This is a genomic window from Citrobacter sp. Cpo100, assembly GCF_030332595.1.
GTDB lineage: Bacteria > Pseudomonadota > Gammaproteobacteria > Enterobacterales > Enterobacteriaceae > Citrobacter > Citrobacter portucalensis.
In genome coordinates, this window is sequence record NZ_JAOWHM010000036.1 from 98,733 (window position 1) to 123,876 (window position 25,144).

Here is a 25,144-nt window from a genome sequence, read left to right on the forward strand (position 1 = left end):
GTTGCGGGGGCCAGATTTGAACTGACGACCTTCGGGTTATGAGCCCGACGAGCTACCAGGCTGCTCCACCCCGCGTCCGTGGATGCGCACTATACTCTGCTCGCATTTTCATGCAACCCTTTTTTCACCTTGATCACGTTTTTAGGGTGAAAATGAACAAAAACAACGCATTCTGGATTATTTTTTGCTCAAAATTTGCGTTCGGGTATGTATACGCATTTCATTAGGTTCGGGGGTTTGTTATCTTCGTCTCGCATTCAGGCAACATAAGACGAGAACAATGAAAGGACGTTGGGCAAAATATCTTCTGGCGGGAGCTGTAGTCGCGATGCTCGCCGCGTGTTCCTCAAAACCCACCGATCGTGGGCAGCAGTATAAAGACGGGAAATTTACCCAGCCTTTCTCACTGGTGAACCAGCCTGATGCGGTTGGCGCGCCAATCAATGCCGGTGATTTCGCCGAGCAGGTTAATCAAATTCGCAGCGCTTCGCCACGTTTGTACGGCAACCAGAGCGACGTCTACAACGCTATCCAGCAATGGTTACGTGCGGGCGGTGATACGCGCAGTATGCGCCAGTTTGGTATTGATGCCTGGCAAATGGAAGGGGCGGACAACTACGGTAACGTCCAGTTTACCGGTTACTACACACCGGTTATCCAGGCGCGCCATACGCGCCAGGGCGAGTTTCAGTATCCTATCTATCGCATGCCGCCAAAACGTGGGCGCTTACCCTCTCGTGCCGAGATCTACGCAGGCGCGCTAAGCGACAATTATATTCTGGCATACAGCAACTCCCTGATGGATAACTTCATTATGGATGTTCAGGGCAGTGGTTACATCGATTTTGGCGATGGCAGCCCGCTCAACTTCTTTAGCTATGCCGGGAAAAACGGCCACGCCTATCGCAGTATCGGTAAAGTGCTTATCGACCGTGGCGAAGTGAAAAAAGAAGATATGTCGATGCAGGCTATTCGCCACTGGGGTGAAACGCACAGCGAAGCCGAAGTGCGTGAGCTGCTGGAGCAGAACCCATCGTTTGTCTTCTTTAAACCGCAATCTTTTGCTCCGGTGAAAGGGGCCAGCGCGGTGCCGCTGATTGGCCGCGCGTCCGTAGCTTCTGACCGTAGTATCATTCCTGCGGGCACAACGTTACTGGCGGAAGTCCCGTTACTGGACAATAACGGCAAGTTTACCGGCCAGTACGAACTGCGCCTGATGGTGGCGTTAGATGTGGGTGGGGCTATTAAAGGGCAACACTTCGACATCTATCAGGGTATTGGCGCTGACGCCGGACACCGTGCCGGGTGGTATAATCACTACGGTCGCGTATGGGTACTAAAAACAGCGCCGGGTACGGGTAACGTGTTCAGCGGTTAATGGCGGGATGGCACTTCGCTTATCAAGCCTACATTATTGAGTAGGCCTGATAAGGCGTAGCCGACATCAGGCAGTCAGACTGCTCGGTATTAATGAATTTGAGGTTCTATGTCTGTGGTTATTAGCGATGCCTGGCGCCAACGTTTTGGCGGTACGGCACGTCTGTATGGCGAAAATGCGTTGCAGCTGTTTGCCCAATCACACGTTTGCGTTGTTGGGATTGGTGGAGTAGGGTCATGGGCGGCGGAAGCGCTGGCGCGAACCGGTATTGGCGCTATCACACTCATCGATATGGATGATGTGTGCGTCACCAATACAAACCGCCAGATCCATGCGCTGCGTGATAACGTCGGTCTGGCAAAAGCTGAAGTGATGGCGGAGCGTATCCGACAGATTAACCCGGAGTGCCGGGTGAACGTGGTCGATGATTTTGTTACGCCAGATAACGTTGCTGAATATATGAATGCGGGATTTTCGTACGTCATCGATGCGATTGATAGCGTGCGCCCAAAAGCGGCACTGATCGCGTACTGTCGGCGTAACAAAATTCCGCTGGTGACCACCGGTGGTGCGGGCGGACAGATCGATCCTACGCAGATTCAGGTCGTTGATTTGGCAAAAACCATCCAGGATCCGCTGGCGGCCAAGCTACGTGAGCGGCTGAAAAGCGATTTTGGCGTGGTGAAAAACAGCAAAGGCAAGCTGGGCGTGGACTGCGTGTTCTCGACCGAAGCGCTGGTTTACCCGCAGGCGGATGGCTCGGTATGTGCGATGAAAGCGACGGCGGAAGGGCCGAAGCGTATGGATTGCGCGTCCGGGTTTGGCGCGGCCACCATGGTGACAGCCACATTTGGCTTTGTTGCTGTCTCCCATGCGCTGAAGAAGATGATGGCGAAGGCCGCGCGTCAGGCCTGATTGTGTCAGATGTCGCTACGCTTATCCGACCTACGGTTCGTGCAGTGTTGTAGGCCGGATAAGACGTATCAGCGTCGTCATCCGGCTTTCTGGGCCGTCTCGAGAATCGCCTCGTTCAGAGCATGTAGTCCCTGGCTACGCGAGGCGCTGAGCTGAGCGCGTAAACCCAGTTCGTCAAATAACGCCATCGGCGCACGCGCCAGTAATTCGGCTGCCGTTTTACCTTCGACCGCGGTGAGTAATACCGCCAACAGCCCGCGTACTATTCGACCTTCGCTGTCGCCGAAGAAATGCAGAGTGCCATTCTCATGAAGAGTATGCCCCAGCCAGACGCGGTTTTCGCAGCCCGCAATTTCTTTGGCCTGCGCCTTTAGCGCATCCGGGAGCGCCGGCAACTGCTTACCCAGCAGAATCAGCTGGCGATATTTATCTTCCCACTGAGTAAGCGGGATAAAGGTATTGCGTAACGTCTCTTCGGTTACGGTTGTGCCAAACGGGTGTCCGGCGAACTGAGGGCTTGTCATTAATCCACCAATATTTCCAGCGCGCGGTCGACGGCTGCGACCAACGCATCCACATCGCTTTGGGTATTATAAGGGGCAAATGAGGCGCGTAGTGTTCCGGATACGCCAAGTTCCGCCAGCAGCGGTTGTGCGCAGTGTTGCCCCGCGCGCAGCGCAATGCCATATTCGGCCAATAGAGTGACCATATCGCTGTGATGAACACCCGCGAAATCAAAGGCTAACAGACTGGAGTCCTGGCAGCGGAAGGAACGAAAGCCAGGGCGTTTCGCCAGGGCATCTTCTGCCAGCGTCGCCAGACCCCGGCTCCAGTTTTCGGCCTGCGCAACGTCGACGTCCGCCAGCCATTCGAGCGCCGCGCTTAGCCCGATAACGCCTGCAACGTTAGGCGTACCGGCTTCCAGCTTCCATGGTGCGGGCTGAGTGGTGAAACCGTCAAAACTGACTTCGCTAATCATCTTACCGCCCCCAAGCCAGGGAGACATGGCTTCCAGCAGTTCCGGCTTACCGTACAGCACGCCAATACCGGTGGGGCCATATAGCTTGTGGCCTGAAAACGCATAGAAATCAATATCCAACTGCTGTACATCGGCAGGGTAATGCACAATCCCCTGGGCACCATCAACCATCACCACCATGCCAGCCGCATGGGCGAGCGTAATGGCGCGGACCAGATCCGGGCAGCCACCGGTGACGTTCGACATTTGCCCGAGCGCCAGAATGCGGCTGCGCGGGGTGATGAGCTGCGTGAGGCGCTCAACGTCTGGCAATAAATGGGGGGTGAGTGGGAGTTTGACAACCTTAGCCCCCGTTTGCTCCGCGACCATCAGCCAGGGAACGAGGTTGGCGTGATGTTCCGCTGCGCTAACGATAATCTCATCACCCGGTTGAAGGCGTGGACGCGCATAGCTTTGGGCAACCATGTTGATCGCTTCCGTTGTGCCGCGGGTCCAGACGATGGTTTTGTCATCCGACGCATTAATCAGGTGTGCGACTTTTTCCCGCGCGGCTTCATAGCGTGCGGTCAGGCGCTGGGCTGCAGCAAACTGGCTGCGATGGACGTTCCCGGCACTCAGGCTATAAAACTGATGGGTAGCTTCAATGACCGCCTGTGGCTTCAGCGCCGTAGCAGCACTGTCGAGATAGACGCCAGCATCGTTGAGTGCGGGAAATTGTGCGCGAAACTGCGCGGGGTTAAAAGCGTTCATGGTATTCCTCAGTTCAGTAAACCGATCGTGGCGCAAAAAGGGCATTGATACAAGGGTTGTGCTAACCATCGGAATACTCTGGATATCCTGGCAAAGCCCGTTCAGTGTCTTATGCTAAATAGCGTTAGGCGAACAATTTTGCCTGTTACGGAGTATGTTTTTAATAGCATAAATCGCTTTAAGGAGAAGAAGATGAAAAAGACTGCCGCCATTATTTCTGCCTGTATGCTGACTTTTGCCCTGAGCGCCTGTTCTGGTTCGAATTACGTGATGCACACCAATGATGGTCGATCAATCGTAGCTGATGGTAAACCACAGACCGATAATGAGACGGGGATGATTTCGTATAAAGACGCTAACGGCAACAAACAGCAGATTAACCGCACTGACGTGAAAGAGATGGTAGAACTGGAGCAATAATAGCCGGTCGGCCATCGACGAAACGTGGACAAAAAAAAGCACCGCAATTTGGCGGTGCTACATTAATCACTATGGACAGACAGGGTAAATGTACAGGAAGTGAAAAAGGGTAGCTTTGCTACCATGGTCTGAATCGCAGACCAATTGCAAACACAACAACACAACATCACAACCGTAAGCCAAAAGCCCACCAGAACACGCATTCCGATAAAACTTTTCGTTCCGGCTTCAGGAAGTGCCGCCACTATAGGTATTTGCTGGTAGAACCTCAACGGACAATTTATAATGGCTCAGATAAAAAAAACTAATAGGTTACAGCCTGTTAGCTAATTGTTAAATTCATTTAACATCAAAGCCTAAAAGTCATGTCAAAACGATTACCACCCTTAAATGCGTTACGTGTTTTTGATGCTGCAGCGCGTCATTTAAGCTTTACTCGCGCAGCAGAAGAGCTTTTTGTGACGCAGGCCGCAGTAAGTCACCAAATCAAGTCACTTGAGGATTTTTTGGGGCTAAAACTGTTTCGTCGACGCAATCGATCTTTGCTGTTAACGGAAGAAGGTCAAAGCTACTTTCTCGACATTAAAGAGATTTTTTCGCAATTAACCGACGCGACGCGTAAACTTCAGGCACGCAGTGCAAAAGGTGCGCTTACCGTTAGTTTATTGCCCAGTTTTGCGATCCAATGGCTGGTGCCCAGACTCTCTAGCTTTAACTCAGCTTATCCGGGAATCGATGTCAGGATCCAGGCGGTGGACCGTCAGGAAGACAAACTGGCTGATGATGTTGATGTGGCGATTTTCTACGGACGCGGCAACTGGCCGGGTCTGCGCGTTGAAAAATTGTACGCAGAATATTTATTGCCGGTCTGCTCTCCGCTGTTGCTTACCGGTGATAAACCGCTAAAGACACCGGACGACCTGGCAAAACACACTTTATTGCATGATGCGTCGCGACGAGACTGGCAAGCCTATACGCGCCAGCTTGGCCTGAATCATATCAACGTGCAGCAGGGACCTATCTTCAGCCATAGCGCCATGGTGCTACAGGCTGCAATCCATGGACAGGGGATCGCGCTGGCTAACAACGTCATGGCGCAGTCCGAAATTGAAGCCGGACGACTGGTCTGTCCGTTTAACGATGTTCTGGTCAGCAAAAACGCATTTTATCTGGTTTGTCATGACAGTCAGGCAGAACTGGGTAAAATAGCCGCCTTCCGTCAGTGGATTCTGGCGAAAGCGGCCACGGAACAAGAAAAATTCCGCTTTCGTTATGAACAATAATTTACGTAGGGTATTCAAATGACCAGCCGTTTTATGCTGATTTTTGCCGCCGTAAGTGGCTTTATCTTTGTGGCGTTGGGCGCCTTTGGGGCACATGTTCTGAGCAAAACCCTCGGTGTTGTTGAAATGGGGTGGATTCAGACCGGCCTTGAGTATCAGGCGTTTCATACGCTGGCTATCTTTGGCCTGGCCGTCGCCATGCAACGACGCATTAGTATTTGGTTTTACTGGAGTAGCGTGTTTCTGGCATTAGGTACAGTGCTGTTTAGCGGCAGCCTGTATTGTCTCGCGCTCTCTCATTTACGCCTGTGGGCGTTTGTTACCCCTGTCGGCGGCTTCAGCTTCCTCGTAGGCTGGGCGCTGATGTTAGTGGGCGCTATTCGATTGAAACGTAAGGGCGTTAGCCATGAATAAGGTTGTATTGTTGTGTCGCCCAGGTTTTGAAAAAGAGTGCGCCGCAGAAATTACGGATAAAGCAGGACGCCGGGAAATCTTCGGTTTTGCCCGCGTGAAAGACAACGCGGGTTACGTCATCTTCGAATGCTATCAGCAGGGCGATGCTGAAAAGTTAGTGAAAGAGCTGCCGTTTAGTTCGCTGATTTTTGCTCGTCAAATGTTTGTGGTGGGCGAGCTGCTGCAATACTTACCGCCGGAAGATCGAATTACACCGATCGTTGGCATGTTGCAGGGCGTGGTGGAAAAGGGTGGCGATCTGCGAGTAGAAGTTGCCGACACCAATGAAAGCAAAGAGCTGGTTAAATTTTGCCGTAAATTTACCGTACCGTTGCGTGCAGCGCTGCGCGAAGCGGGCGTACTGGCAAAGTATGAAACGCCAAAGCGTCCGGTGGTTCACGTCTTCTTTATCGCCCCTGGCTGTTGTTATACCGGTTATTCCTGGCCTGACAATAACTCACCGTTTTACATGGGGATTCCGCGTCTGAAGTTTCCAGCCGATGCGCCGAGCCGTTCAACGCTCAAGCTGGAAGAAGCGCTGCACGTGTTTATCCCTGCCGATGAATGGGATGAGCGTCTGGCGAACGGAATGTATGCGGTGGATTTAGGCGCCTGCCCGGGCGGATGGACCTATCAGCTGGTTAAACGCAACATGTGGGTTTACTCCGTGGATAACGGCCCGATGGCGCAAAGCCTGATGGATACCGGACAGGTCACCTGGCTACGTGAAGACGGATTTAAGTACCGTCCGAATCGCAACAACATTTCGTGGATGGTCTGTGACATGGTGGAGAAGCCGGCGAAGGTTGCCGCGCTGATGGCGCAATGGCTGGTCAACGGCTGGTGTCGTGAGACGATCTTCAACCTCAAGCTGCCGATGAAAAAACGCTACGAAGAGGTATCACAGAACCTGGCTTACATTCAGGCCCAGCTTGATGAACATGGTGTAAATGCCCAGATTCAGGCGCGTCAGCTGTATCATGACCGTGAAGAAGTAACCGTTCACGTACGTCGTCTGTGGGCTGCCGTTGGCGGTCGTCGCGACGAGCGATAAGGCTACAATCCTGGCCGGACGGCGGCGTAATCGCCCTATTCGGCCTGGATTGCTTCAATCAGCTGTGTATCTGAAACAATATGCGTCACATCATCCAGATGCCCAATTCTGGCCTCTCCCGAACGATTAAATTTACTTTTATCGATCAGTAATAAAGACTGCGATGCACGCTTAAGCAGAATGGATTTGAAGTCTGCGTTGGTTGCATTTGAGTCCCAGAGCGCACCGTCGCTGTCGATCCCTTCGCAGGAAAAAATAAACAGGTCAATCTCGAGTGGTTTTAGCTGCGAGATAAGCGAGGGATTAACGTAGCAACCGTATTTGCGCTCAAGGCGACCGCCGGAGCTGATAAGCTGAATATGTTCACGTTTAGCCAATTCCTGGCAGATGGGCTGGCTGTTGGTAAAAACGTGAATGTTGATGTCCGGTAACTGTCGCGCCAGATACCAGCAGGTAGAGCTGGCGTCTAAGGCAATCACCATACCTTCTTCGATCCATGCCAACGCTTCACGGGCAATATCCGCTTTGTGTGCATAGTGGCTTTTGAGTCGAATATGAAATGGGTCACCGCTGTCCTGATTTTCCCGGTGAATAACTTTGGCCCGACCGTGGTTGCGTAACACTTTTCCCTGGGTCTGTAACTCGCTGAGATCGCGGCGGATGGTCTCTTTGCTGACGTTAAGCTGCAAAGCCAGGGCTTCGGTTGTCAGGCTTTTGTGGTTAGTAAGCAGATCTACGATTGCCTGCTGGCGCGCCGCTTTCATGTTCTGATCCTCATCTTATGATGAATGCCCGTACCTGACGGGCATTCTGACCAGAGATTACGGCGTTACCCCTTTTTTTAAAAGAATATTCCCGTACTTTGCCCGCTCTCCTGTGATAACGATCGCAAACGCCTTTTGTGCTCGTTCGTAAAAGGCATAGCGGTCAATACGCGTGATGTCCGGGCAGGGGGTCTGTAATGAAAGCGCCTGACGATAGCGAGTCTCAACGTCAGGATCGAGAGTGTCACCTTCAACCGCAGCCATCATCACCAGCGGTGGGGCGTAGCTGTCCAGTTCAAATAGCGGAATAAGCGCCTGCAGCAGATCGCTGACCAGCAGACCGTCAGCGCGGATGACCTGCGGCCCCATGCTGTTGGCCGGGAAGTGGGCATCGGAAAAGATAATCTCATCGCCGTGTCCCATTTCGGCCAGCACTTTCAGTAAGTCGGGGGAAATTAAGGGAGATATCGTTTTAAGCATGTTACTCGACTCCTGTGAGTTCGGATTCGGTTTGCGGATAGAAGTAACGGTACTGATAGCGCACCTGTTCGCGCGCCTGCTCCGGGGAGGTAAATTCCCCGATGCCTGACCAGGCAAACATTGCGGCGCCTGCCACGGTGGTTTCGGCATCATCCAGCACTTTGACAGGGATCCCGAGAACGTTCGCTTTGATTTGGTTCCACAAGATGTTGCGGCTGCCCCCGCCAACTAATAGCAGTTCAGTGGCCTGGAAATGGCCGATTTTTTCCAGCGTTTGCAGATTCCGCTGCAGCTGTTCTGTCAGTCCTTCCAGCGCGGCGCGATAAAAGTGTCCACGGGTAGTATTGAGGGTAACCCCTTGCCAGCCCGCATTCTGACAGGCCAGCAGGTCGCAGTGCATCTTCACCCCTTCGGCACCAGCGGGAATATCCCGAGCTTCATCAATCAACGTTTGCCAGGGCGTGTCCGCGGTCCATAACAGCTTACGAACCCATTCAAGCACACCGGAGGCCAGCCACTGCATACCGGGATTGTTAAGCCCAGCCTGACTATCCAGCTCACAGGTGGAGCCCGCATAATGACTGAGCAGGGAGGTATTTACCTGCGCACTGCGTACCATCAGAATTTCCCATGTGCCGGAAGAGAGTACCGGTTCATCCTGTTGGGCTCCTGCGCCAAATAGCGCAAACTGTGTGTCGTGTCCGGCAGAGATGACTGGAATACCCTCTGGAAGTCCGAGCTGGCTGGCGGCCTCGCGTTGCAGTACCCCAATTTGTTCGCCTGCTTCAACCAGACGCGGAAACAGGCGACGCGGTATGCCTGTTGCCTGCAAAATATCCTGGCTGAAATCACGTTGCTGGATATCCAGCATCTGGCTGGTTCCTGCCATGGTGATGTCAGTTGTGAACTCGCCGGTTAAACGTTGGTTGATAAGCGACGAGATAAACAGCCAGGCGTGCGCCTGTTCCAGTAATTGTGGGTGGTTCTCTTTCAGCCACACCAGTTTGTACAGCGTATTGAAGCTAAACGCCCCAACGCCGGAGATTTCCTGCAGTTGCTGCGGTGACATGTAGCGATGGATATTCTCCATTACCGCTGCGGTACGTGGGCATTTCCAGCTGATCACCGGATACAGTTGTTTGCCGTTCTTATCCACCAGCGCGCCGTCCACGCCGAAGGTGGTGACGGCGATCCCGCGAATTTGGCAGGCGGCCAATTGTGAGGAGAGCCGCTGACAGCAGTCGGCAAAGCGTTGCAGAATGGCCTCCAGCGACCATTGGTGCCAGGCACTGTTTTCTGCGGCGATGTCACTGGCGTTCGGGGTCGCTGCGCGGGCGACAATCTTCCCCTGTCGGTCAACGGCAATGGCCCGTACGTTGGTCGCGCCACAGTCGAGAACCAGAATAACCTCTTGTTTCATAATTGCTCCTGGGAGATTACCTATTACCTGATGGCGGCTTCGCCTTATCCGGCCTACAAAACCGTGTGCTTCGTAGGCCGCGCCGCCATCAGGCAATCGCTCGATGTTTAACGCTTATACAGCGGACCGTAGTTCTGACAAGCGCGGTAATCCTGACCTTCCGTATCCATACCGTGGGCGGCCCAGGAGGAAGGACGATAAATTTTCTCGTCTTCCACGTTGTGCATGCACACCGGGATACGCAGCATGGCAGCCAGAGTGATAAAGTCCGCACCTACGTGACCAATCGTCAGCACCCCGTGGTTAGCGCCCCAGTTAGCCATGACGGAATAGACGTCGCTGAACGGGCCCTTGCCGGTTAAGCGCGGAGCAAACCAGGTGGTTGGCCATGTGGAGTTGGTACGCGCATCAAGCTGGTCGTGCATATCTTTCGGCAACTCCACGCTCCAGCCTTCCGCGATTTGCAGCACCGGTCCCAACCCTTTGATGATGTTGATACGGCTCATGGTGAACGGCACACCGCCTTCAGTCAGGAAGCGAGATGAGTAACCGCCCCCGCGGAAGTATTCGTGAATAGCCGGGCACCATTCGGTTGCCGCCAGGCATTCATCTGCCTCTTTCTGCGAGATTTCCCAGTGTGGTTTCATGGTCGGTTTACCTTCGCTGTCGCGCTGTTTGCAGGAACCGTCCAGTGCCGCAGAACCGGAGTTAATCAAGTGAATAATGCCGTGCTCAGCAAGGCCGGTCAGCGGTTTACCCGTGACGCGTTCAACCGCCTCTGGCGACCAGTAGGTACGCACATCGGCAAAGACCTGGGCCGTGCCGGTGAGTTGATGGCCGAACAGCATCGCCACGCCGTTCAGGCTGTCGTTTTCTGTCGCGACAACGAACGGTTCACGAACGCCATTCCAGTCAAAGGAGCTGTTGAGCAACGCTTCGGCGGTATCGCCATTTGGGTATTGATCGGTCCAGTGACGCTGGCCCTGGAAGCCTGCGGCGATCGCGTTATAGCCCAGGGATTCTTCGACCAGACCTTTGTCTGCCAGCTTTTTGTTACCCTGCATCATGTCGCGAATGCACATAGCCATCAGCAGGCTTTCTTTCAGCACTGCGCGGCTTTGTTCTGCGTTACGCTTATATTGCTGCGCGTTCTGATCTTCGCCGTAGCGGAAGTTTTTGTCCGCCCACGCCAGCGCCATTTCCAGCTCGGTTTCATCATAGATTTTCTGGTCAATGCGACGACGCAGCTCGGTCATATCAACCGCCTGCACTTTCATACCCAGCCAGGATTCAAAGAAGTTATGGTCGACGATAGAACCGGCGATGCCCATTGATACACCACCGACAGACAGGTAGCTTTTCCCTTTCATACTGGCGACCGCTAAGCCGGCACGGGCAAAGCGCAGCAGTTTTTCTTCAACATCGGCAGGGATAGATGTGTCGTCTGCATCCTGTACGTCATGACCATAGATGGAGAAGGCTGGAAGTCCTTTTTGGCTGTGAGCTGCCAGTGCGGCGGCCAGGTAAACCGCCCCCGGACGTTCCGTGCCGTTGAAGCCCCAGATAGCTTTCGGGCGCATCGGATCCATGTCGATAGTTTCACTGCCGTAGCACCAACATGGGGTAACGGTAATCGTCACGCCAACATTCTGGCTGCTGAATTTTTCTTCACAGGCTGCGGATTCCGCCATGCCGGCGATACAGGTATCGGCAATCACACATTCAATTTGTGCGCCGCAGGCATGACGAAGTTTTTCAGTGATAAGCGCTGCGGTAGCTTTAGCCATATTCATGGTTTGCTCTTCGAGCGACTCACGTACACCCATACGACGTCCGTCAATAACCGGGCGAATACCAATTTTTGGTAAGCTGATTTTTTTCATCACAGATTCCTCACGTTATTCGGATAAATATTCAGTTGGCTGCCGTTTGTGAACGGAAGCGGGCAAAAATAAAGATGATGGCGAAGCAAAGCGCCGGGACCAGTTCAGCGGTCGGGATATTGCCAGCGGCATCGCTGACAAAGCCCATCACCGGGGTCACAATGCCGCCGCCAATGATGGTCATGACGATAAAAGACGAGCCGTATTTGGTGTCTTGTCCCAGATTTTTGATCCCCAGAGAAAAAATGGTTGGGTACTGAATCGACATAAATGCGCTGCACAACGTCAGGGCCAGCAGGCCGATCTGGCCACCGGTGAAGGCGGAAATCAGGCACAGAATCATGGCAAGCAGGGCATATGCGGCCAGCACTTTATGCGGCGCAAAGCGACTGATAAGCCAGGTGCCGGAGAAACGACCGATAAAGAAGCACACCATGGTGCCGGTCAGATAGTTGGCGGCGAAACCTGGCGTCATGCCTGGGATCTCTTCGATTGCGTAGCGAATCAGGTAGCTCCAGCAGGCAGTTTGTGCACCGACGTAGCAGAACTGCGCCAGTACCGCCCAACGCCAGTGGCGAATGCGCACCAGGCGGGAAAGGGACGCGGAGAATGAACTCTGAGCGTTGTCACTGTGATCGTCACTTTGCAGGGTCGGAAACTTGGTAAACATGATCAGCAGGGCGACCAGCAAAACGACCGCGACGATGATCATATAAGGGGTTTGAACCGATAACACCAGGCTGTGCTTGTAGGCGCTTAGCTGTTCTGGCGCCATCTTATCGAGTACGTCTTGAGATTGATGTGGCACATTAGACAAAATAAGACTTTGCCCAAAAACAACCGCAATAATGGCACCAAATGAGTTAAAAGTTTGCGCGAGATTTAATCGGAAGTGACCGCCGCTTTCCGGGCCCAGTACGGTTACAAAGGGGTTGGCAGCCGTTTCCAGACAACCTAAGCCCGCCGCAATAATAAATAGTCCAATCAGGAATAAGGTGTAATTCATTACCTCAGCCGCTGGCCAGAATAATGCTGCACCGATGGCATATAAGAATAATCCGGTAATAATGCCTGCTTTATAACTTAGTTTTTTCATCAGGATCCCGGCTGGGATTGGAATGACGAAATAACCAAAATAAAAAGCAGATTGAATCAGACCAGCCTGAAAGTTTGTTAATGTAAAAGCTTGCTGAAATTGTGGTAATAAAATGTCATTAAGATTATTGGCAACCGCCCAAAGAAAAAACAGTGAACAGAGTAACGCGAAGGGAATGACATAATTTTTTGTCTGCCCCCGCTCTACCGCATGAAAACTTTGTGTTTGTATTGATGTGTTTCCCATAGCATCCTCATCAGTTCATAAGCATGTTCAACAGCTTAAGAGTACGATTGGTGATTTTTACCAACCTGCTAATCCAGGTGAGTTCCGGTAACCTGCCAGATAAAATTGGCCTTCATGAATGAACTCATGAATTCATTTTCAAATAAAAACCGGCCATTAATATGATGGTGGTCACATTTATGCTCAGGGTGTGGGTTTATGTGATTATCATCACTTTAATTTCTTTAAAACAATGACCGTTTGAGAAAAATAAATTAAAAAGCCACAGGGATAATGCCCGAATTAATTAGTTAAGTGGAAAACGGGCAATGGTAACAATTTATTCGCAAATGACCGTTTTACAATGGTTTTATTAAGAACGGACATTTTGCAATTGTAATATTATGCCTGCATGTTTTTATTCGGCGTTATTAGTTGATGAACATCACAAAATCCAGTGCTAAAAATTCCCTTCTCTTTATTCAGCATGATGATAGTTAGCAAATACCCGCTTAAATCAACAGAGCGTCGAGGTATTAGCAATGTTCTGTTGTCGCATTTTGACTCACTGAGAGAGGTAAGTAATGGAACGAAATACGCTGGCACGGCAGATTATCAATACCTGCCTGGAAATGACCCGTCTGGGGTTGAATCAGGGGACTGCGGGTAATGTAAGTGTGCGTTACCAGGACGGGATGTTAATTACCCCGACGGGTATTCCGTATGACAAACTCACCGAATCCCACATAGTGTACATCAACGCTGAGGGGCAGCACGAAGAAGGGAAATTACCTTCCAGCGAGTGGCGGTTCCATATGGCCGCTTATCAGACGCGTCCCGATGCTCAGGCGGTGGTCCATAATCATGCCGTGCATTGTACTGCTGTTTCTATTCTCAATCGGCCAATCCCGGCAATCCATTACATGATTGCGGCGGCTGGCGGTAACTCAATTCCCTGTGCGCCATATGCGACGTTTGGTACGCGTGAGCTTTCCGAGCACGTTGCGGTAGCGCTGAAAAACCGAAAAGCAACGCTGTTGCAGCATCATGGGCTGATCGCCTGCGAGGAAAATCTGGAAAAAGCCCTGTGGTTAGCGCATGAAGTGGAAGTGCTGGCGCAGCTTTATCTCAGCACGCTGGCGATTACCGATCCGGTTCCGGTACTGGACGATGAGGCTATCGCTATTGTGCTGGAAAAATTCAAAACATATGGATTGCGTATTGAGGAATAGGAGATAAAACGATGGCGAACAGAATGATTCTGAACGAAACGGCATGGTTTGGCCGGGGAGCTGTTGGCGCATTAACCGATGAAGTTATTCGTCGTGGTTATCGCAAAGCGTTGATTGTGACTGATAAAAATCTGGTGCAGTGCGGCGTTGTTGAGAAGGTGACTTCCCGAATGGATGCTGCAGGTCTGGCATGGGAAATCTATTCAGGCGTTATTCCTAATCCAACCATTGCGGTAGTGCAGGAAGGATTGAGTGTCTTTCAGCAAAGCGGCGCAGACTATCTGGTCGCCATTGGCGGCGGCTCCCCGCAGGATACCTGTAAAGCGATTGGCATTATTAACAATAACCCGGAGTTTGCGGATGTACGCAGCCTTGAAGGGTTATCGCCGACACGCTTCCCGAGCGTGCCAGTTATGGCTATCCCAACCACTGCGGGAACGGCGGCGGAAGTGACCATTAACTACGTGATCACTGACGAAGAGAATCGGCGTAAGTTTGTTTGTGTCGATCCACATGACATCCCGCAGGTGGCGTTCATTGATGCTGACATGATGGACGGCATGCCTGCTGCATTAAAAGCGGCTACTGGCGTAGATGCACTGACTCATGCCATTGAAGGCTACATCACGCGGGCTGCGTGGGCGCTTACCGATGCGCTGCACATTAAAGCCATCGAAATTATTGCCGGGTCATTACGCGGTTCCGTTGCGGGCGACAGCCAGGCGGGGGAAGCGATGGCTCTGGGCCAGTACGTTGCCGGGATGGGTTTCTCCAACGTAGGTCTGGGATTAGTGCATGGCATGGCACACCCGTTAGGCGCGTTCTACAACACGCCGCACGGCGTCGCGAATGCCATTTTGCTGCCGCACGTGATGCACTATAACGCCGAATTCACCGGGGAAAAATTCCGCGATATCGCCCGGGTAATGGGGGTTAAGGTTGAAGGACTGACGCTGGCAGAGGCACGCAAAGCGGCGGTGGATGCCGTCTTCGCCCTTAATCGCGATGTAGGTATCCCACTGCATCTACGCGATGTTGGCGTCCGTAAAGAGGATATTCCTGCGCTGGCGCAAGCCGCATTTGACGATGTTTGTACCGGGGGAAATCCGCGTGAAGCGAGCCTTGGGGATATCGTTGAGCTGTACCATACCGCCTGGTAATCACCTGGCGCTTATCCGGCCTACAGGGTTGTACAATAAGTAGGCCGGATAAGCGCAGTGCCATCAGGAAATAAGGCTACCGCGCCAGTCGTAGCTGCTGTAGGTTTCCGTCGATATGTAAGTCTGTTTGCAGCCGCGCGATATCGCGGCACAAAAATGCCATCTCCCGATGTTCTTCGAGTTTCTTGCGCCATTTCTCCGGTACGTCATCCAGGTGTTCATACAGCGCTTCCAGCGTTGGAAACTGTGCCAGCAGTTGTGTGGCACTTTTAGGACCAATACCGGCAACCCCCGGTATTTTAGAACTGCTGATCCCGGCCAGTCCCCAGTAATCTGGCAGCTGTTGCGGCAGTACGCCAAACTCTTTCTCGATAAACGGCGCATCCAGCCAGCGTTTCTGGAAATAATCGCGAATCCGCAGCGTTGGGGAGAGTAGCTGACAGTAGCCTTTATCGGTTGAGACGATAGTCGCCTGGTGTCCCGCCTGGCTAACTTTCACCGCCAGAGTGGCGGCTAAATCATCGGCTTCATTCCCGCTGGATACCCAGCAGCAGACGCCGCGCTGTTCAAAAGCGGCGCGTAAGGCGGGCATTTCCTGGTGTAAATCGTCAGGCATCGGCGGGCGACCGGCTTTGTAGTCAGGTAACCGTTGGTGACGCCAGCCGCTGTTACGCGCTTCGTCATCAAATACCGCCACGGCGTGCGTGGGCTGACTGTGCACAATCAGCTGATCGAGCGCGTGCTGGCATGTCTCCACGCAGGGGGAGCCCTGTACGGCGTGAATACGGCGGATGAGATTCAGTGCATCAACAATGAGCAGGTGGACGGCCACGGTGTTCTCCCTAACAAATTAGTCTGTAGGGTAACATTCACGACGAGTGGAGACGAGCATTGCGAAAGAGCGCTATCCGTAAGCCTGATAAGCGAAGCGCCATCAGGCAATAAAAGCCGGATGCGGCGAGCGCCTTATCCGGCCTACAGATACAAAAATGTGCTGAGAATTAATCGCAGGTGACAATCTTCATCGCCAGACCACCACGAGAGGTTTCGCGGTATTTGGCGTTCATGTCTTTACCGGTTTCGTACATGGTCTCGATAACTTTATCGAGGCACACGCGTGGTTCACTGGTACGGCGCAGCGCCATACGTGCAGCGTTCACCGCTTTAACCGAAGCAATGGCATTACGCTCAATGCACGGTACCTGAACCTGGCCGGCAACCGGGTCGCAGGTCAGACCCAGGTTGTGTTCCATACCGATTTCTGCCGCGATGCACACCTGCATTGGGCTACCACCCAGCAGTTCAGCCAGACCAGCCGCTGCCATGGAGCAGGCGACGCCAACTTCACCCTGACAGCCGACTTCGGCACCAGAGATAGAGGCGTTCATCTTGTACAGTGAACCAATGGCGCTCGCGACCAGCATGTAGCGTGCCAGCGAGTTAGCGTTCACTTCACGGATAAACTTGTCGTAATACGCCAGTACGGCAGGAACAATCCCGCATGCACCGTTGGTTGGTGCAGTCACCACGCGTCCACCGGCTGCGTTTTCTTCGTTCACGGCCAGCGCGAACATGTTGATCCAGTCAACAACCGCCATCGGGTCAGTGGTGGTTTTGTCGCTGCTGACCAACATACGACGTAGCGCAGCAGCACGACGCGGAACGCGCAGTTTGCCCGGCAATACACCTTCGGTGGTGATGCCGCGTTCAATCCCGCTACGCATCACTTCCCAGACGTTAGCAAAGTGCTGTTCCAGCTCTTCTTTGCTGTGCAGCGCCAGTTCGTTTTGCATCATCAGACCGGAAAGCGACAGGCCGGTTTCCTGGCAATGACGTTGCAAATCAGCTGCGGATTTATACGGATATGGCACGTTTACCGGAGAGTTGTTCGGTAAACCAAAATGTTCTTCATCAACGATGAACCCACCGCCAATGGAATAGTAAGTCTGGCTGTAAATGGCCTTTTCGCCCGCCAGTGCGGTAATGCGCATCCCGTTTTCGTGCAGGGACAGATTGTCCGCATGGAAATTCATGCACTTGTCGACCGGGAACTCGACCTCATGTTGACCGTCTGCCAGCAGCAAACGCCCATGAGTATTCACATCCTGGATAAAGGACGGAATGGCATCAATGTCTACGGTATCCGGCAGATTACCCGCCAGGCCCATAATAATCGCGATGTCGGTATGGTGACCTTTCCCCGTCAGAGATAAAGAGCCATAGACATCAACCACTACGCGGGTTACGTCAGTGAGAATTCCGCGTGCAATCAGGTCATCCGTGAATTGTTTGCCTGCTTTCATCGGGCCAACAGTGTGGGAGCTGGAAGGGCCAATGCCGATTTTGAAAATATCGAATACGCTAATCATGAGGCGTCCATTGTGTATCGAGGTGCGCCGCCCCGAGGAGCGGCGCAGGGGAATTAACTGAACAGAGAGTAGAAAATAGCGGAGATAGCGATCAGGCCCATAATCACAACGAAGACGTTGCTGATATGGCCGCTGTACTTACGCATTGCCGGTACTTTCTGAATGGCATACATCGGCATCAGGAACAGAATCATCGCGATGATTGGGCCACCCAGGGTCTCAATCATGCCGAGGATGCTTGGGTTCAGCGTCGCCACAATCCAGGTGGTTACCAGCATGAACAGAGCAGTGATTTTGTTCAGTTTGTTGATTTCGATGGATTTGCCTTTGCCACGCAGAGACTTAATCACCATTCCATTGAAGCCTTCACGTGCGCCCAGGTAGTGGCCCAGGAAGGATTTGGTGATAGCGATAATCGCGATGATCGGTGCCATCCAGGCAATAATCGGCGCGTTAAAGTGGTTCGCCAGGTAAGACAGAATCGAGATGTTCTGCTCTTTCGCTGCTGCCAGGTCTGCCGGAGTCAGGCTGAATACGCAGCTGAATACGAAGAACATAACGGTCAGAACCATCATGATGTGAGCGAATGCCAGAATCTTGGAGCATTTTTTCTCTGCTTCATCACCGTACTCTTCACGCTTCGCCACGGCGAAGGAGGAGATGATCGGGGAGTGGTTGAAGGAGAACACCATTACCGGAATTGCCAGCCACAGGGTCAACAGCAGGCCGTTGCCGGTGGTTGCCGCAGAGTCAAATGACATGGTTTCCAGAATCGCACCGCTCCACTGAGGGATCAGGTACAGCGCCAGCAGCATCAGAGCCGCAACAAACGGGAATACCAGGATGCTCATCGCCTTAACGATCATCTGCTCACCGAAGCGCACGATGGTCATCATGCCGACAATCAGGATCAGTGACAGGATTGCGCGCGGCGGCGGCGTAATTGCCAGCTGGTGGGTCAGGAAGCTTTCAACCGTGTTGGTGATTGCAACGCTGTAAACCAACAGAATCGGGTAGATAGCGAAGAAGTAGAGCAGGGTAATCAGTTTACCTGCACCAACACCAAAGTGTTCTTCTACAACTTCGGTGATGTCTTCACCCGGATTTTTACCGGACAGCACAAAGCGAGTCAGACCGCGGTGTGCAAAGAAGGTCATTGGGAAGGCAAGGATCGCCATGATGATCAGCGGGATCATACCGCCTACGCCTGCGTTAATCGGCAGGAACAATACACCCGCCCCAATCGCCGTGCCGTAAAGGCCCAGCATCCACATGGTGTCTGTTTTGCGCCATGCGCTGCGGGTCTGGCCCGTAACGATAGTGCTGGTTTGAGTGTTTTCCATCTATTTCTCCTGGAGGAAGCTTAAAAAGTCGGGTTTGGGGTCAATCCAATGAGAAAGTACCCGACTGTAAATCGAAATTCGTTGAGCGATTTTTATATAATTTTTCGCCGTAATAATTTTCGGGCGGAAAGATACATTTTAGTAATGAATGTATCAGTGATCGGGATCCCAAATGCAATAATCCACCTTTTATGTGGATAAATTTGGGCCATTAATCTGTTAAAAAATAGTCAAAGCGAATTTACGGGCGCGAAGGCTAACATTAACGACATATCTCATGAAAGCGAAGGCGCGAAGATAGGCGTGTTCAGCTGTAAAAACTGTTGTTTTTAGATGATTTCGGCGACTAATAATAATTTTCTAAGATAAATCACGGTTGGTTTTTCAAGGTAATCGTTTGCGTGACGCGCTGTTTTTAATGAATCATCACTGGTATTTATATGATTGTCGGGGCTATGTGACTGGTATCACTAAAAAAAGCCGGGAGGCAAGTGCGCCAAACCCGGCTTTGATATGGACAAAACTGTCACCGCTATAGCGCTGCTAGCGGGTGTTGAAGGTCAGGCGCAGATCTCGTAGCAAGGGATGTACGCAGTGCCCGGTAACTTCATACGATGTTGTGCAACAAAGCCCTGCAGGAGATCGTCCATGCGGCGCATCATTTCGCGGTCACCGTGGATTTTGTACGGGCCAAACTCTTCAATAGCGCGGATCCCGACTTCCTTCACGTTACCTGCCACAATACCGGAGAATGCACGACGTAAATCGGCGGCCAATACTTCAACGGGTTGATCCGGGTACAGCTTCAGGTTGGCCATGTTTTCATGGGACGGCTCGAACGGCATCTGCAGATCGGGCGCGATACGAATCGACCAGTTAAAGCTGTATGCATCTCCTGTGTCGCGACGGTTTTCTTTCACCAGCGGCATCGCTTTTTTCATCAGACGCGCCACTTCGGCCGCATCGTCAATGATAATGCGATAGTGGCGACGCGCATCTTCCCCTAGCGTGTGCACGATAAATTCGTCCAGCACGCGGAAGTAATCCGCACTCTCTTTTGGTCCGGTCAGGATCAGCGGTAGAACCTGATCTTTGTTGGCCGGATTCATCAGGATCCCCAGCAGATACAGCAGCTCTTCTGCTGTCCCTACGCCACCCGGGAAGATGATAATACCGTGGGCGATACGCACGAACGCTTCCAGACGTTTTTCAATGTCCGGCATGATGATCAGTTCGTTTACCAGCGGGTTAGGCGGTTCAGCGGCGATGATTGACGGTTCGGTCATGCCAATAAAGCGGCTGTCTTTGTATCGCTGCTGGGCGTGGCCGACCGCAGCGCCTTTCATTGGCGCTTCCATCGCCCCCGGGCCGCAGCCGGTACAGATGTTCAGTTCGCGCAGACCCAGTTGGGTGCCGACGCGACGGGCATACAGGTACTCATTTTCGTTGATTGAGTGACCGCCCCAGCAGACGACCATGTTCGGCGCTTCACCGACGTGCAGCGCCCGGGCATTACGCAGGATCGAGAATACGAGGTTGGTAATATGCACCGAGCTTTCGAGATCCAGATGCTGAAAACGACCGGCGTTATGGATCTGTCCATTGACGAACAGAATGTCGCGCAGTACGGCAAACAGGTTAGCCTGTAGCGCACGAATAATGCGTCCATCAACAAACGCATCTTCAGGTGGGTTAATCAGTTCCAGCTTCACGCCCCGTTCGCGGCGCAGTACGTTAATATCGAAACTTTCAAAGCGGGACAGCAGTTCTTTACTGTTGTCGGTCAAACTGCCGGAGTTCAGAACGGCAAGCGAACAGTTACGAAACAGTTGATACAGGTCGCTGCTGGCCGTGCGTTTAAGCATATCGACTTCCAGCTGCGACAACATGTCCATTGAGCCAAGCGGGCTAATATGTGTAATCAAGTAAACTCCTTATGGGACGCAACACGTCATTCCCTATTGATTACAATAGCCCTGGCTTATGACCTTTCACAACCTTGCGCGCGGAATCCGGCACGCAAAATTGAGAAAAAAGATTACTGACGTACCAAACGACCGGTTGCCGGAGTGAAATCGGTGTTGGTGCGCCATGGGTTAATGTCCAGACCGCCACGTCGCGTGTAGCGTGCGTAGACGCTCAGTTTCTCTGGCTGGCAGAAGCGCAGAATGTCATTGAAAATACGTTCCACGCACTGCTCATGAAATTCATTATGGTGGCGGAAGGAGACCAGATAACGCAGCAGCTTCTCTCTGTCGATTTTCCGTCCACGATACTGAATTTGTATGGAGCCCCAGTCAGGCTGATGGGTAATCAGACAGTTGGATTTCAGCAGGTGGCTGACCAGCGTCTCTTCCACTGCCTTTTCACCGCTCACGGCATTTTCCAGATACGCAGTGCTGAACTGGTAGTTGTCGATGACGATATCCTGATTGTCGATACAGGTCCCATTAAAGTGGGCTATCGGCTGCCCTTCCAGTTCGTCAAGGCGGTACAGCGCCACGCTGACATCGCCCTGAGCGCAGGCGCGAAGATCGTTTTCCAGTGTCTGGCGTACCGCGTCCCAGGAATCAAAACGCGTCTGGTTAAAACTGTTCAGGTAAAGCTTAAAGCTTTTCGACTCAATCAGATTTACGCTGGTGTAATCCAGTTCTACGTGACCGACCGCGACTTGCGGTAAGCCGTTGGCATTCAGCCACGACAGTTCATATAGCGTCCAGATATCCGCACCGTGAAAAGGCAAGTTATCGGCCTTTAAATCCAGCGGGTCGCGATTCAGGCTGCGCGGAACGCCCTGCAACAGACTTGCATCGTAATTGTCTCGGTAATCCGTTGATTTACCGAGTGTCAGGCCGTTAAGCGCCTGATGATTTTCATAAGAGGACATGTTTCACCGTCATAAACCAGATACACTATGCGACAAGTGTATCCTGGCTTTTGTGAAGAGAGAAATCAGTGGACGAATTGACAGCGCAGGCGTTGATAGCCTTTACGACGCGTTATTGCGACGCATGGCATGAAAAAAACAACAGTTGGCCGCTCAGCGAAGAGCTGTATGGCGTACCTTCTCCGTGTATCATTTCTTCCACAGACGATGCGGTATTTTGGCAGCCTCAACCTTTTGTCGGCGAAAATAACCTCAATGCGGTTGAACGGGCCTTTGATATTGTGGTACAACCTGCCGTTCACGCTTTTTACACCACCCAGTTTGCTGGTGATATGCACGCGCAGTTTGCGGATGAAAAGCTCACGCTGCTGCAAACCTGGAGTGAAGATGACTTCAGGCGCGTTCAGGAAAACCTGATTGGTCATCTGGTTACGCAAAAGCGCCTCAAGCTATCACCTACGCTTTTTATTGCCACACAAGATAATGAGCTTGACGTCATTTCGGTGTGCAATCTGTCCGGTGAAGTGTGCAAAGAAACGCTGGGAACCCGTAAACGAACGGTGCTGGCGGCCTCACTTGCGGAATTCCTCACTCAACTTAAGCCAGTTCTGTAATCCAGTTTGCCCTGAATCTTGTGAGAGATCTCTTACAAACCCTGTAGGACATTGCCAGGTGATAAGTAAAGACTTAATGAATTGATAAAATAATAATTTATTATTATTCAATTGGTTAGTGTTTTATTGTCAACTTTCATACGAAAATAATCGTAAGGGTAAGCCTGTAAGCATCTTGTAAGACAAAGCGAAACAGGCGATTCTATATCTGTCGACAAGGAGTCGCACAACGAAGAGAACATCAGGATGATGGCTCTTCGCCAGGACACACCAGGACGGTGTTGCAAGGACAGGCTTCAGGACGAAGCAAAGAGGAAGACGCTGGATGCGTTAAAGGACACCTCCAGGATGGAGAATGAGAGCCGGTCAGGATGTTCGGCGGGTCTGGATGGCCAGGATACTTCAGGATGAAGTTTTCACATCGGGGTGATGTGAGCAGGATGCAAAAGTTCAGGATGAACACGGTCGCAAGACCACAGGAAAAGTTGTCAAGGATGAGCAGGGAGCACTAAAAGTAGCTGGAATGCTGCGAAACGAACCGGGAGCACTGTTTTTACAGTGCTCCCTTTTTTTATTTCCCTCCACTAGTGCTATTCTTCGCGCCAGATTTTTCATCATTGAGGTTAATTTCATGACGACTCATGACCGTGTGCGCCAGCAGTTACACGCACTTGAAGCGCTACTGCGTGAACATCATCACTGGCGGATGGATGAGCCAGCAGAGCATCTGTTTACCAGTACGCAGCCTTTTTGTATGGATACCATGGAACCGGTCGAGTGGCTGCAGTGGGTGTTGATTCCCCGCATGCATACGTTGATTGATAACGCGCAGCCGCTTCCGCAGGCTTTTGCCGTCGCACCATATTACGAAATGGCGCTGGCAGCCGATCACCCGCAACGCGACATTCTTCTGGCGGCATTGCAGGAGCTGGATGCGCTGTTTACAAGTGATAACGCCTGATGCTGGAAATTCTTTATCAGGACGAATGGCTGGTCGCCGTCAATAAACCTTCGGGCTGGTTGGTTCACCGCAGTTGGCTCGACCGGGATGAGAAAGTGGTGGTGATGCAAACGGTGCGCGACCAAATTGGTCAGCACGTATTTACCGCCCATCGACTCGACAGACCAACCTCCGGTGTGCTGCTGATGGGACTGTCCAGCGAAGCCGGGCGTTTACTGTCCCAGCAGTTTGAACATCATCAAATTCAGAAACGCTATCATGCGATTGTGCGTGGCTGGCTGATGGATGATGCCGTGCTGGATTACCCGCTGGTCGAAGAGCTGGATAAGATTGCCGATAAGTTTGCCCGCGATGATAAAGGCCCGCAGCCTGCTGTCACCCATTATCGTGGCCTGGCAACGGTAGAAATGCCGGTAGCGACCGGGCGTTATCCGACTACCCGTTACGGGCTGGTGGAGCTGGATCCTAAAACCGGTCGCAAGCACCAGCTCAGACGCCATCTGGCGCACTTGCGCCATCCGATTATCGGTGACAGCAAGCACGGTGATTTGCGGCAAAACCGCAGCGCCGCAGAGCATTTCGGTTGCCAGAGATTGATGCTGCATGCCAGCCAGCTTGCGCTGACCCATCCTTTCACCGGCGAACCGCTGGTTATTCGCGCCGGACTGGATGACGTCTGGATGCAGGCGTTATCACAGTTTGGCTGGCGTGGACTTCTCCCTGAGAATGAAAGGGTTGAGTTCAGCGGGCTGTCAGGTCAGGATGAGCAGATAGATTCTTAAGTCCCAGGAGATTACGGTTATGGCGGAAATTGGAATTTTTGTCGGCACGATGTACGGAAACGCGCTGCTGGTTGCCGAAGAGGCCGAAGCTATTTTGACGGCGCAGGGTCATAAAGCTACGGTGTTCGAAGATCCGGAGCTTAGCGACTGGCAGGCATATCAGGAAAAATATGTGCTGGTAGTGACTTCCACGACCGGGCAGGGCGATCTGCCGGATAGCATCGTGCCGCTGTTTCAGGGGATCAAAGATAATCTCGGTTTCCAGCCAAATCTGCATTACGGGGTAATTGGGCTGGGCGACAGTAGCTACGTTAATTTCTGCAATGGCGGCAAGCAGTTCGATGCGCTGTTGCAGGAACAAAGCGCCCACCGTGTAGGAGAAATGCTGCTGATTGATGCCAGCGAGCATCCTGAACCGGAAAGCGAATCCAATCCCTGGGTAGAAAACTGGGGAACCTTGCTTAAATAACTCCCTCGCTCGTACGGGCATGCAACCCCCATTTGAACCGCAAGCCGGGCCAGGCGAAGCCACCACCCGGCAATAAAACCCCAATTACGTGAACTAACTTCCACTACTTTGGGCTTATGCCCCAAACAACTTCTCACTGTCTCCCTAATGTTGTGTTCATGCACGGTGAGGGCAAGTGGCACTCCTTCATATACTTTTCCCGTCAGTTCCCGGAATGGCAGCGAGTC

The 25,144-nt window shown here is 52.3% G+C and carries 24 protein-coding genes and 1 tRNA gene; 12 read left to right on the top strand and 13 right to left on the bottom strand.

The window, feature by feature from the left end; translation table 11 throughout:
* Position 1 precedes the first annotated feature (1 nt).
* Positions 2-75, bottom strand: a tRNA-Met gene (locus tag OGX96_RS15165).
* Positions 76-280: 205 nt separating this feature from the next.
* On the opposite strand from OGX96_RS15165, the gene mltA reads away from it, so the two are divergent.
* Complete coding sequence (mltA, locus tag OGX96_RS15170; RefSeq protein WP_103284770.1) at positions 281-1,378, top strand: murein transglycosylase A; 1,098 nt, start codon at positions 281-283, stop codon at positions 1,376-1,378.
* A 108-nt stretch (positions 1,379-1,486) separates the two neighbouring features.
* Positions 1,487-2,293 (top strand): tRNA cyclic N6-threonylcarbamoyladenosine(37) synthase TcdA, encoded by an 807-nt coding sequence (tcdA, locus tag OGX96_RS15175; RefSeq protein WP_003825630.1) that lies wholly within the window; start codon positions 1,487-1,489, stop codon positions 2,291-2,293.
* 77 nt (positions 2,294-2,370) lie between these two features.
* On the opposite strand, the gene csdE is transcribed toward tcdA, so the two are convergent.
* Together csdE and csdA are read right to left on the bottom strand one after the other, a co-directional pair.
* Positions 2,371-2,817 carry a cysteine desulfurase sulfur acceptor subunit CsdE gene (gene csdE, locus OGX96_RS15180; RefSeq protein ID WP_198801791.1) on the bottom strand — a complete coding sequence of 149 codons (447 nt, stop codon included), beginning with the start codon at positions 2,815-2,817 and terminating at the stop codon, positions 2,371-2,373.
* A complete protein-coding gene (csdA, locus tag OGX96_RS15185; protein ID WP_198801792.1) occupies positions 2,817-4,022 on the bottom strand; it encodes a cysteine desulfurase CsdA in 1,206 nt (401 codons plus the stop codon). The genes csdE and csdA overlap by 1 nt, the downstream gene beginning before the upstream one ends.
* Positions 4,023-4,214: 192 nt before the next feature.
* On the opposite strand from csdA, the gene OGX96_RS15190 reads away from it, so the two are divergent.
* From OGX96_RS15190 to rlmM, 4 genes are all read left to right on the top strand, one after another.
* Positions 4,215-4,442, top strand: coding sequence for a YgdI/YgdR family lipoprotein (locus tag OGX96_RS15190; protein WP_003825635.1), 228 nt, complete (start codon positions 4,215-4,217; stop codon positions 4,440-4,442).
* 365 nt (positions 4,443-4,807) lie between these two features.
* Positions 4,808-5,725: a glycine cleavage system transcriptional regulator GcvA gene (gcvA, locus tag OGX96_RS15195; RefSeq protein WP_003034035.1), complete on the top strand. Its 918-nt coding sequence runs from the start codon at positions 4,808-4,810 to the stop codon at positions 5,723-5,725.
* Positions 5,726-5,743: 18 nt separating this feature from the next.
* Entirely contained in the window at positions 5,744-6,139 is a 396-nt protein-coding gene (locus OGX96_RS15200) for a DUF423 domain-containing protein (protein ID WP_003034037.1), read from the top strand.
* Positions 6,132-7,232, top strand: coding sequence for a 23S rRNA (cytidine(2498)-2'-O)-methyltransferase RlmM (gene rlmM / locus OGX96_RS15205; RefSeq protein ID WP_167820627.1), 1,101 nt, complete (start codon positions 6,132-6,134; stop codon positions 7,230-7,232). Before OGX96_RS15200 ends, rlmM begins: the two co-directional genes overlap by 8 nt.
* Positions 7,233-7,267: 35 nt before the next feature.
* Here rlmM and fucR read toward each other — a convergent pair whose 3' ends face one another.
* The 5 genes from fucR to fucP all read right to left on the bottom strand — a co-directional run bounded on the left by fucR (position 7,268) and on the right by fucP (position 13,121).
* Positions 7,268-7,996 carry an L-fucose operon activator gene (gene fucR / locus OGX96_RS15210; protein ID WP_003825642.1) on the bottom strand — a complete coding sequence of 243 codons (729 nt, stop codon included), beginning with the start codon at positions 7,994-7,996 and terminating at the stop codon, positions 7,268-7,270.
* Between the two features lie 57 nt (positions 7,997-8,053).
* Positions 8,054-8,476, bottom strand: a complete 423-nt coding sequence (gene fucU / locus OGX96_RS15215) for an L-fucose mutarotase (protein ID WP_048236690.1) — start codon at positions 8,474-8,476, stop codon at positions 8,054-8,056.
* A 1-nt stretch (position 8,477) separates the two neighbouring features.
* Positions 8,478-9,896 (bottom strand): L-fuculokinase, encoded by a 1,419-nt coding sequence (fucK, locus tag OGX96_RS15220; RefSeq protein ID WP_008785697.1) that lies wholly within the window; start codon positions 9,894-9,896, stop codon positions 8,478-8,480.
* A gap of 107 nt (positions 9,897-10,003) precedes the next feature.
* On the bottom strand, positions 10,004-11,779 hold the full coding sequence (gene fucI / locus OGX96_RS15225) for an L-fucose isomerase (protein ID WP_003825648.1): 1,776 nt from the start codon (positions 11,777-11,779) through the stop codon (positions 10,004-10,006).
* A gap of 31 nt (positions 11,780-11,810) precedes the next feature.
* Positions 11,811-13,121 carry an L-fucose:H+ symporter permease gene (gene fucP, locus OGX96_RS15230; protein WP_008785696.1) on the bottom strand — a complete coding sequence of 437 codons (1,311 nt, stop codon included), beginning with the start codon at positions 13,119-13,121 and terminating at the stop codon, positions 11,811-11,813.
* Between the two features lie 563 nt (positions 13,122-13,684).
* Here fucP and fucA point away from each other — a divergent pair.
* Positions 13,685-14,332 carry an L-fuculose-phosphate aldolase gene (gene fucA / locus OGX96_RS15235; protein ID WP_003825656.1) on the top strand — a complete coding sequence of 216 codons (648 nt, stop codon included), beginning with the start codon at positions 13,685-13,687 and terminating at the stop codon, positions 14,330-14,332.
* An 11-nt stretch (positions 14,333-14,343) separates the two neighbouring features.
* Positions 14,344-15,492, top strand: a complete 1,149-nt coding sequence (gene fucO, locus OGX96_RS15240) for a lactaldehyde reductase (RefSeq protein WP_003825658.1) — start codon at positions 14,344-14,346, stop codon at positions 15,490-15,492.
* 76 nt (positions 15,493-15,568) lie between these two features.
* On the opposite strand, the gene xni is transcribed toward fucO, so the two are convergent.
* The 5 genes from xni to queF form a co-directional block, all read right to left on the bottom strand.
* Positions 15,569-16,324, bottom strand: a complete 756-nt coding sequence (xni, locus tag OGX96_RS15245; protein ID WP_003825659.1) for a flap endonuclease Xni — start codon at positions 16,322-16,324, stop codon at positions 15,569-15,571.
* A gap of 169 nt (positions 16,325-16,493) precedes the next feature.
* Positions 16,494-17,861 (bottom strand): L-serine ammonia-lyase, encoded by a 1,368-nt coding sequence (locus tag OGX96_RS15250; RefSeq protein ID WP_003034070.1) that lies wholly within the window; start codon positions 17,859-17,861, stop codon positions 16,494-16,496.
* 53 nt (positions 17,862-17,914) lie between these two features.
* On the bottom strand, positions 17,915-19,204 hold the full coding sequence (locus OGX96_RS15255; RefSeq protein ID WP_003034073.1) for an HAAAP family serine/threonine permease: 1,290 nt from the start codon (positions 19,202-19,204) through the stop codon (positions 17,915-17,917).
* 560 nt (positions 19,205-19,764) lie between these two features.
* Entirely contained in the window at positions 19,765-21,129 is a 1,365-nt protein-coding gene (gene ppnN / locus OGX96_RS15260; protein WP_003034076.1) for a nucleotide 5'-monophosphate nucleosidase PpnN, read from the bottom strand.
* 113 nt (positions 21,130-21,242) lie between these two features.
* Entirely contained in the window at positions 21,243-22,091 is an 849-nt protein-coding gene (queF, locus tag OGX96_RS15265; RefSeq protein ID WP_003825665.1) for an NADPH-dependent 7-cyano-7-deazaguanine reductase QueF, read from the bottom strand.
* Between the two features lie 68 nt (positions 22,092-22,159).
* Here queF and syd point away from each other — a divergent pair, with 68 nt between their 5' ends.
* The 4 genes from syd to OGX96_RS15285 all read left to right on the top strand — a co-directional run bounded on the left by syd (position 22,160) and on the right by OGX96_RS15285 (position 24,917).
* Entirely contained in the window at positions 22,160-22,705 is a 546-nt protein-coding gene (gene syd / locus OGX96_RS15270; protein WP_032944836.1) for a SecY-interacting protein, read from the top strand.
* A gap of 631 nt (positions 22,706-23,336) precedes the next feature.
* The gene (locus OGX96_RS15275; RefSeq protein ID WP_003825670.1) at positions 23,337-23,666 is read left to right on the top strand and encodes a YqcC family protein; all 330 of its coding nucleotides are present in this window, start codon (positions 23,337-23,339) and stop codon (positions 23,664-23,666) included.
* Positions 23,666-24,448 carry a tRNA pseudouridine(65) synthase TruC gene (gene truC / locus OGX96_RS15280; RefSeq protein ID WP_003825671.1) on the top strand — a complete coding sequence of 261 codons (783 nt, stop codon included), beginning with the start codon at positions 23,666-23,668 and terminating at the stop codon, positions 24,446-24,448. The genes OGX96_RS15275 and truC overlap by 1 nt, the downstream gene beginning before the upstream one ends.
* Positions 24,449-24,467: 19 nt before the next feature.
* Positions 24,468-24,917: a flavodoxin gene (locus OGX96_RS15285; protein ID WP_284884476.1), complete on the top strand. Its 450-nt coding sequence runs from the start codon at positions 24,468-24,470 to the stop codon at positions 24,915-24,917.
* Positions 24,918-25,144: the final 227 nt, after the last annotated feature.

What these genes read in the sequence shown, in the direction of transcription:
- mltA (WP_103284770.1), top strand. Translation starts at nt 281, where the DNA reads ATGAAAGGACGTTGGGCAAAATATCTTCTGGCGGGAGCTGTAGTCGCG.
- fucR (WP_003825642.1), bottom strand. Translation starts at nt 7,996, where the DNA reads ATGAAAGCGGCGCGCCAGCAGGCAATCGTAGATCTGCTTACTAACCAC.
- fucU (WP_048236690.1), bottom strand. Translation starts at nt 8,476, where the DNA reads ATGCTTAAAACGATATCTCCCTTAATTTCCCCCGACTTACTGAAAGTG.
- gcvA (WP_003034035.1), top strand. Translation starts at nt 4,808, where the DNA reads ATGTCAAAACGATTACCACCCTTAAATGCGTTACGTGTTTTTGATGCT.
- OGX96_RS15275 (WP_003825670.1), top strand. Translation starts at nt 23,337, where the DNA reads ATGACGACTCATGACCGTGTGCGCCAGCAGTTACACGCACTTGAAGCG.
- fucA (WP_003825656.1), top strand. Translation starts at nt 13,685, where the DNA reads ATGGAACGAAATACGCTGGCACGGCAGATTATCAATACCTGCCTGGAA.
- fucO (WP_003825658.1), top strand. Translation starts at nt 14,344, where the DNA reads ATGGCGAACAGAATGATTCTGAACGAAACGGCATGGTTTGGCCGGGGA.
- OGX96_RS15190 (WP_003825635.1), top strand. Translation starts at nt 4,215, where the DNA reads ATGAAAAAGACTGCCGCCATTATTTCTGCCTGTATGCTGACTTTTGCC.
- csdE (WP_198801791.1), bottom strand. Translation starts at nt 2,817, where the DNA reads ATGACAAGCCCTCAGTTCGCCGGACACCCGTTTGGCACAACCGTAACC.
- OGX96_RS15250 (WP_003034070.1), bottom strand. Translation starts at nt 17,861, where the DNA reads ATGATTAGCGTATTCGATATTTTCAAAATCGGCATTGGCCCTTCCAGC.
- csdA (WP_198801792.1), bottom strand. Translation starts at nt 4,022, where the DNA reads ATGAACGCTTTTAACCCCGCGCAGTTTCGCGCACAATTTCCCGCACTC.
- tcdA (WP_003825630.1), top strand. Translation starts at nt 1,487, where the DNA reads ATGTCTGTGGTTATTAGCGATGCCTGGCGCCAACGTTTTGGCGGTACG.
- OGX96_RS15200 (WP_003034037.1), top strand. Translation starts at nt 5,744, where the DNA reads ATGACCAGCCGTTTTATGCTGATTTTTGCCGCCGTAAGTGGCTTTATC.
- OGX96_RS15285 (WP_284884476.1), top strand. Translation starts at nt 24,468, where the DNA reads ATGGCGGAAATTGGAATTTTTGTCGGCACGATGTACGGAAACGCGCTG.
- rlmM (WP_167820627.1), top strand. Translation starts at nt 6,132, where the DNA reads ATGAATAAGGTTGTATTGTTGTGTCGCCCAGGTTTTGAAAAAGAGTGC.
- fucI (WP_003825648.1), bottom strand. Translation starts at nt 11,779, where the DNA reads ATGAAAAAAATCAGCTTACCAAAAATTGGTATTCGCCCGGTTATTGAC.
- OGX96_RS15255 (WP_003034073.1), bottom strand. Translation starts at nt 19,204, where the DNA reads ATGGAAAACACTCAAACCAGCACTATCGTTACGGGCCAGACCCGCAGC.
- fucP (WP_008785696.1), bottom strand. Translation starts at nt 13,121, where the DNA reads ATGGGAAACACATCAATACAAACACAAAGTTTTCATGCGGTAGAGCGG.
- truC (WP_003825671.1), top strand. Translation starts at nt 23,666, where the DNA reads ATGCTGGAAATTCTTTATCAGGACGAATGGCTGGTCGCCGTCAATAAA.
- queF (WP_003825665.1), bottom strand. Translation starts at nt 22,091, where the DNA reads ATGTCCTCTTATGAAAATCATCAGGCGCTTAACGGCCTGACACTCGGT.
- fucK (WP_008785697.1), bottom strand. Translation starts at nt 9,896, where the DNA reads ATGAAACAAGAGGTTATTCTGGTTCTCGACTGTGGCGCGACCAACGTA.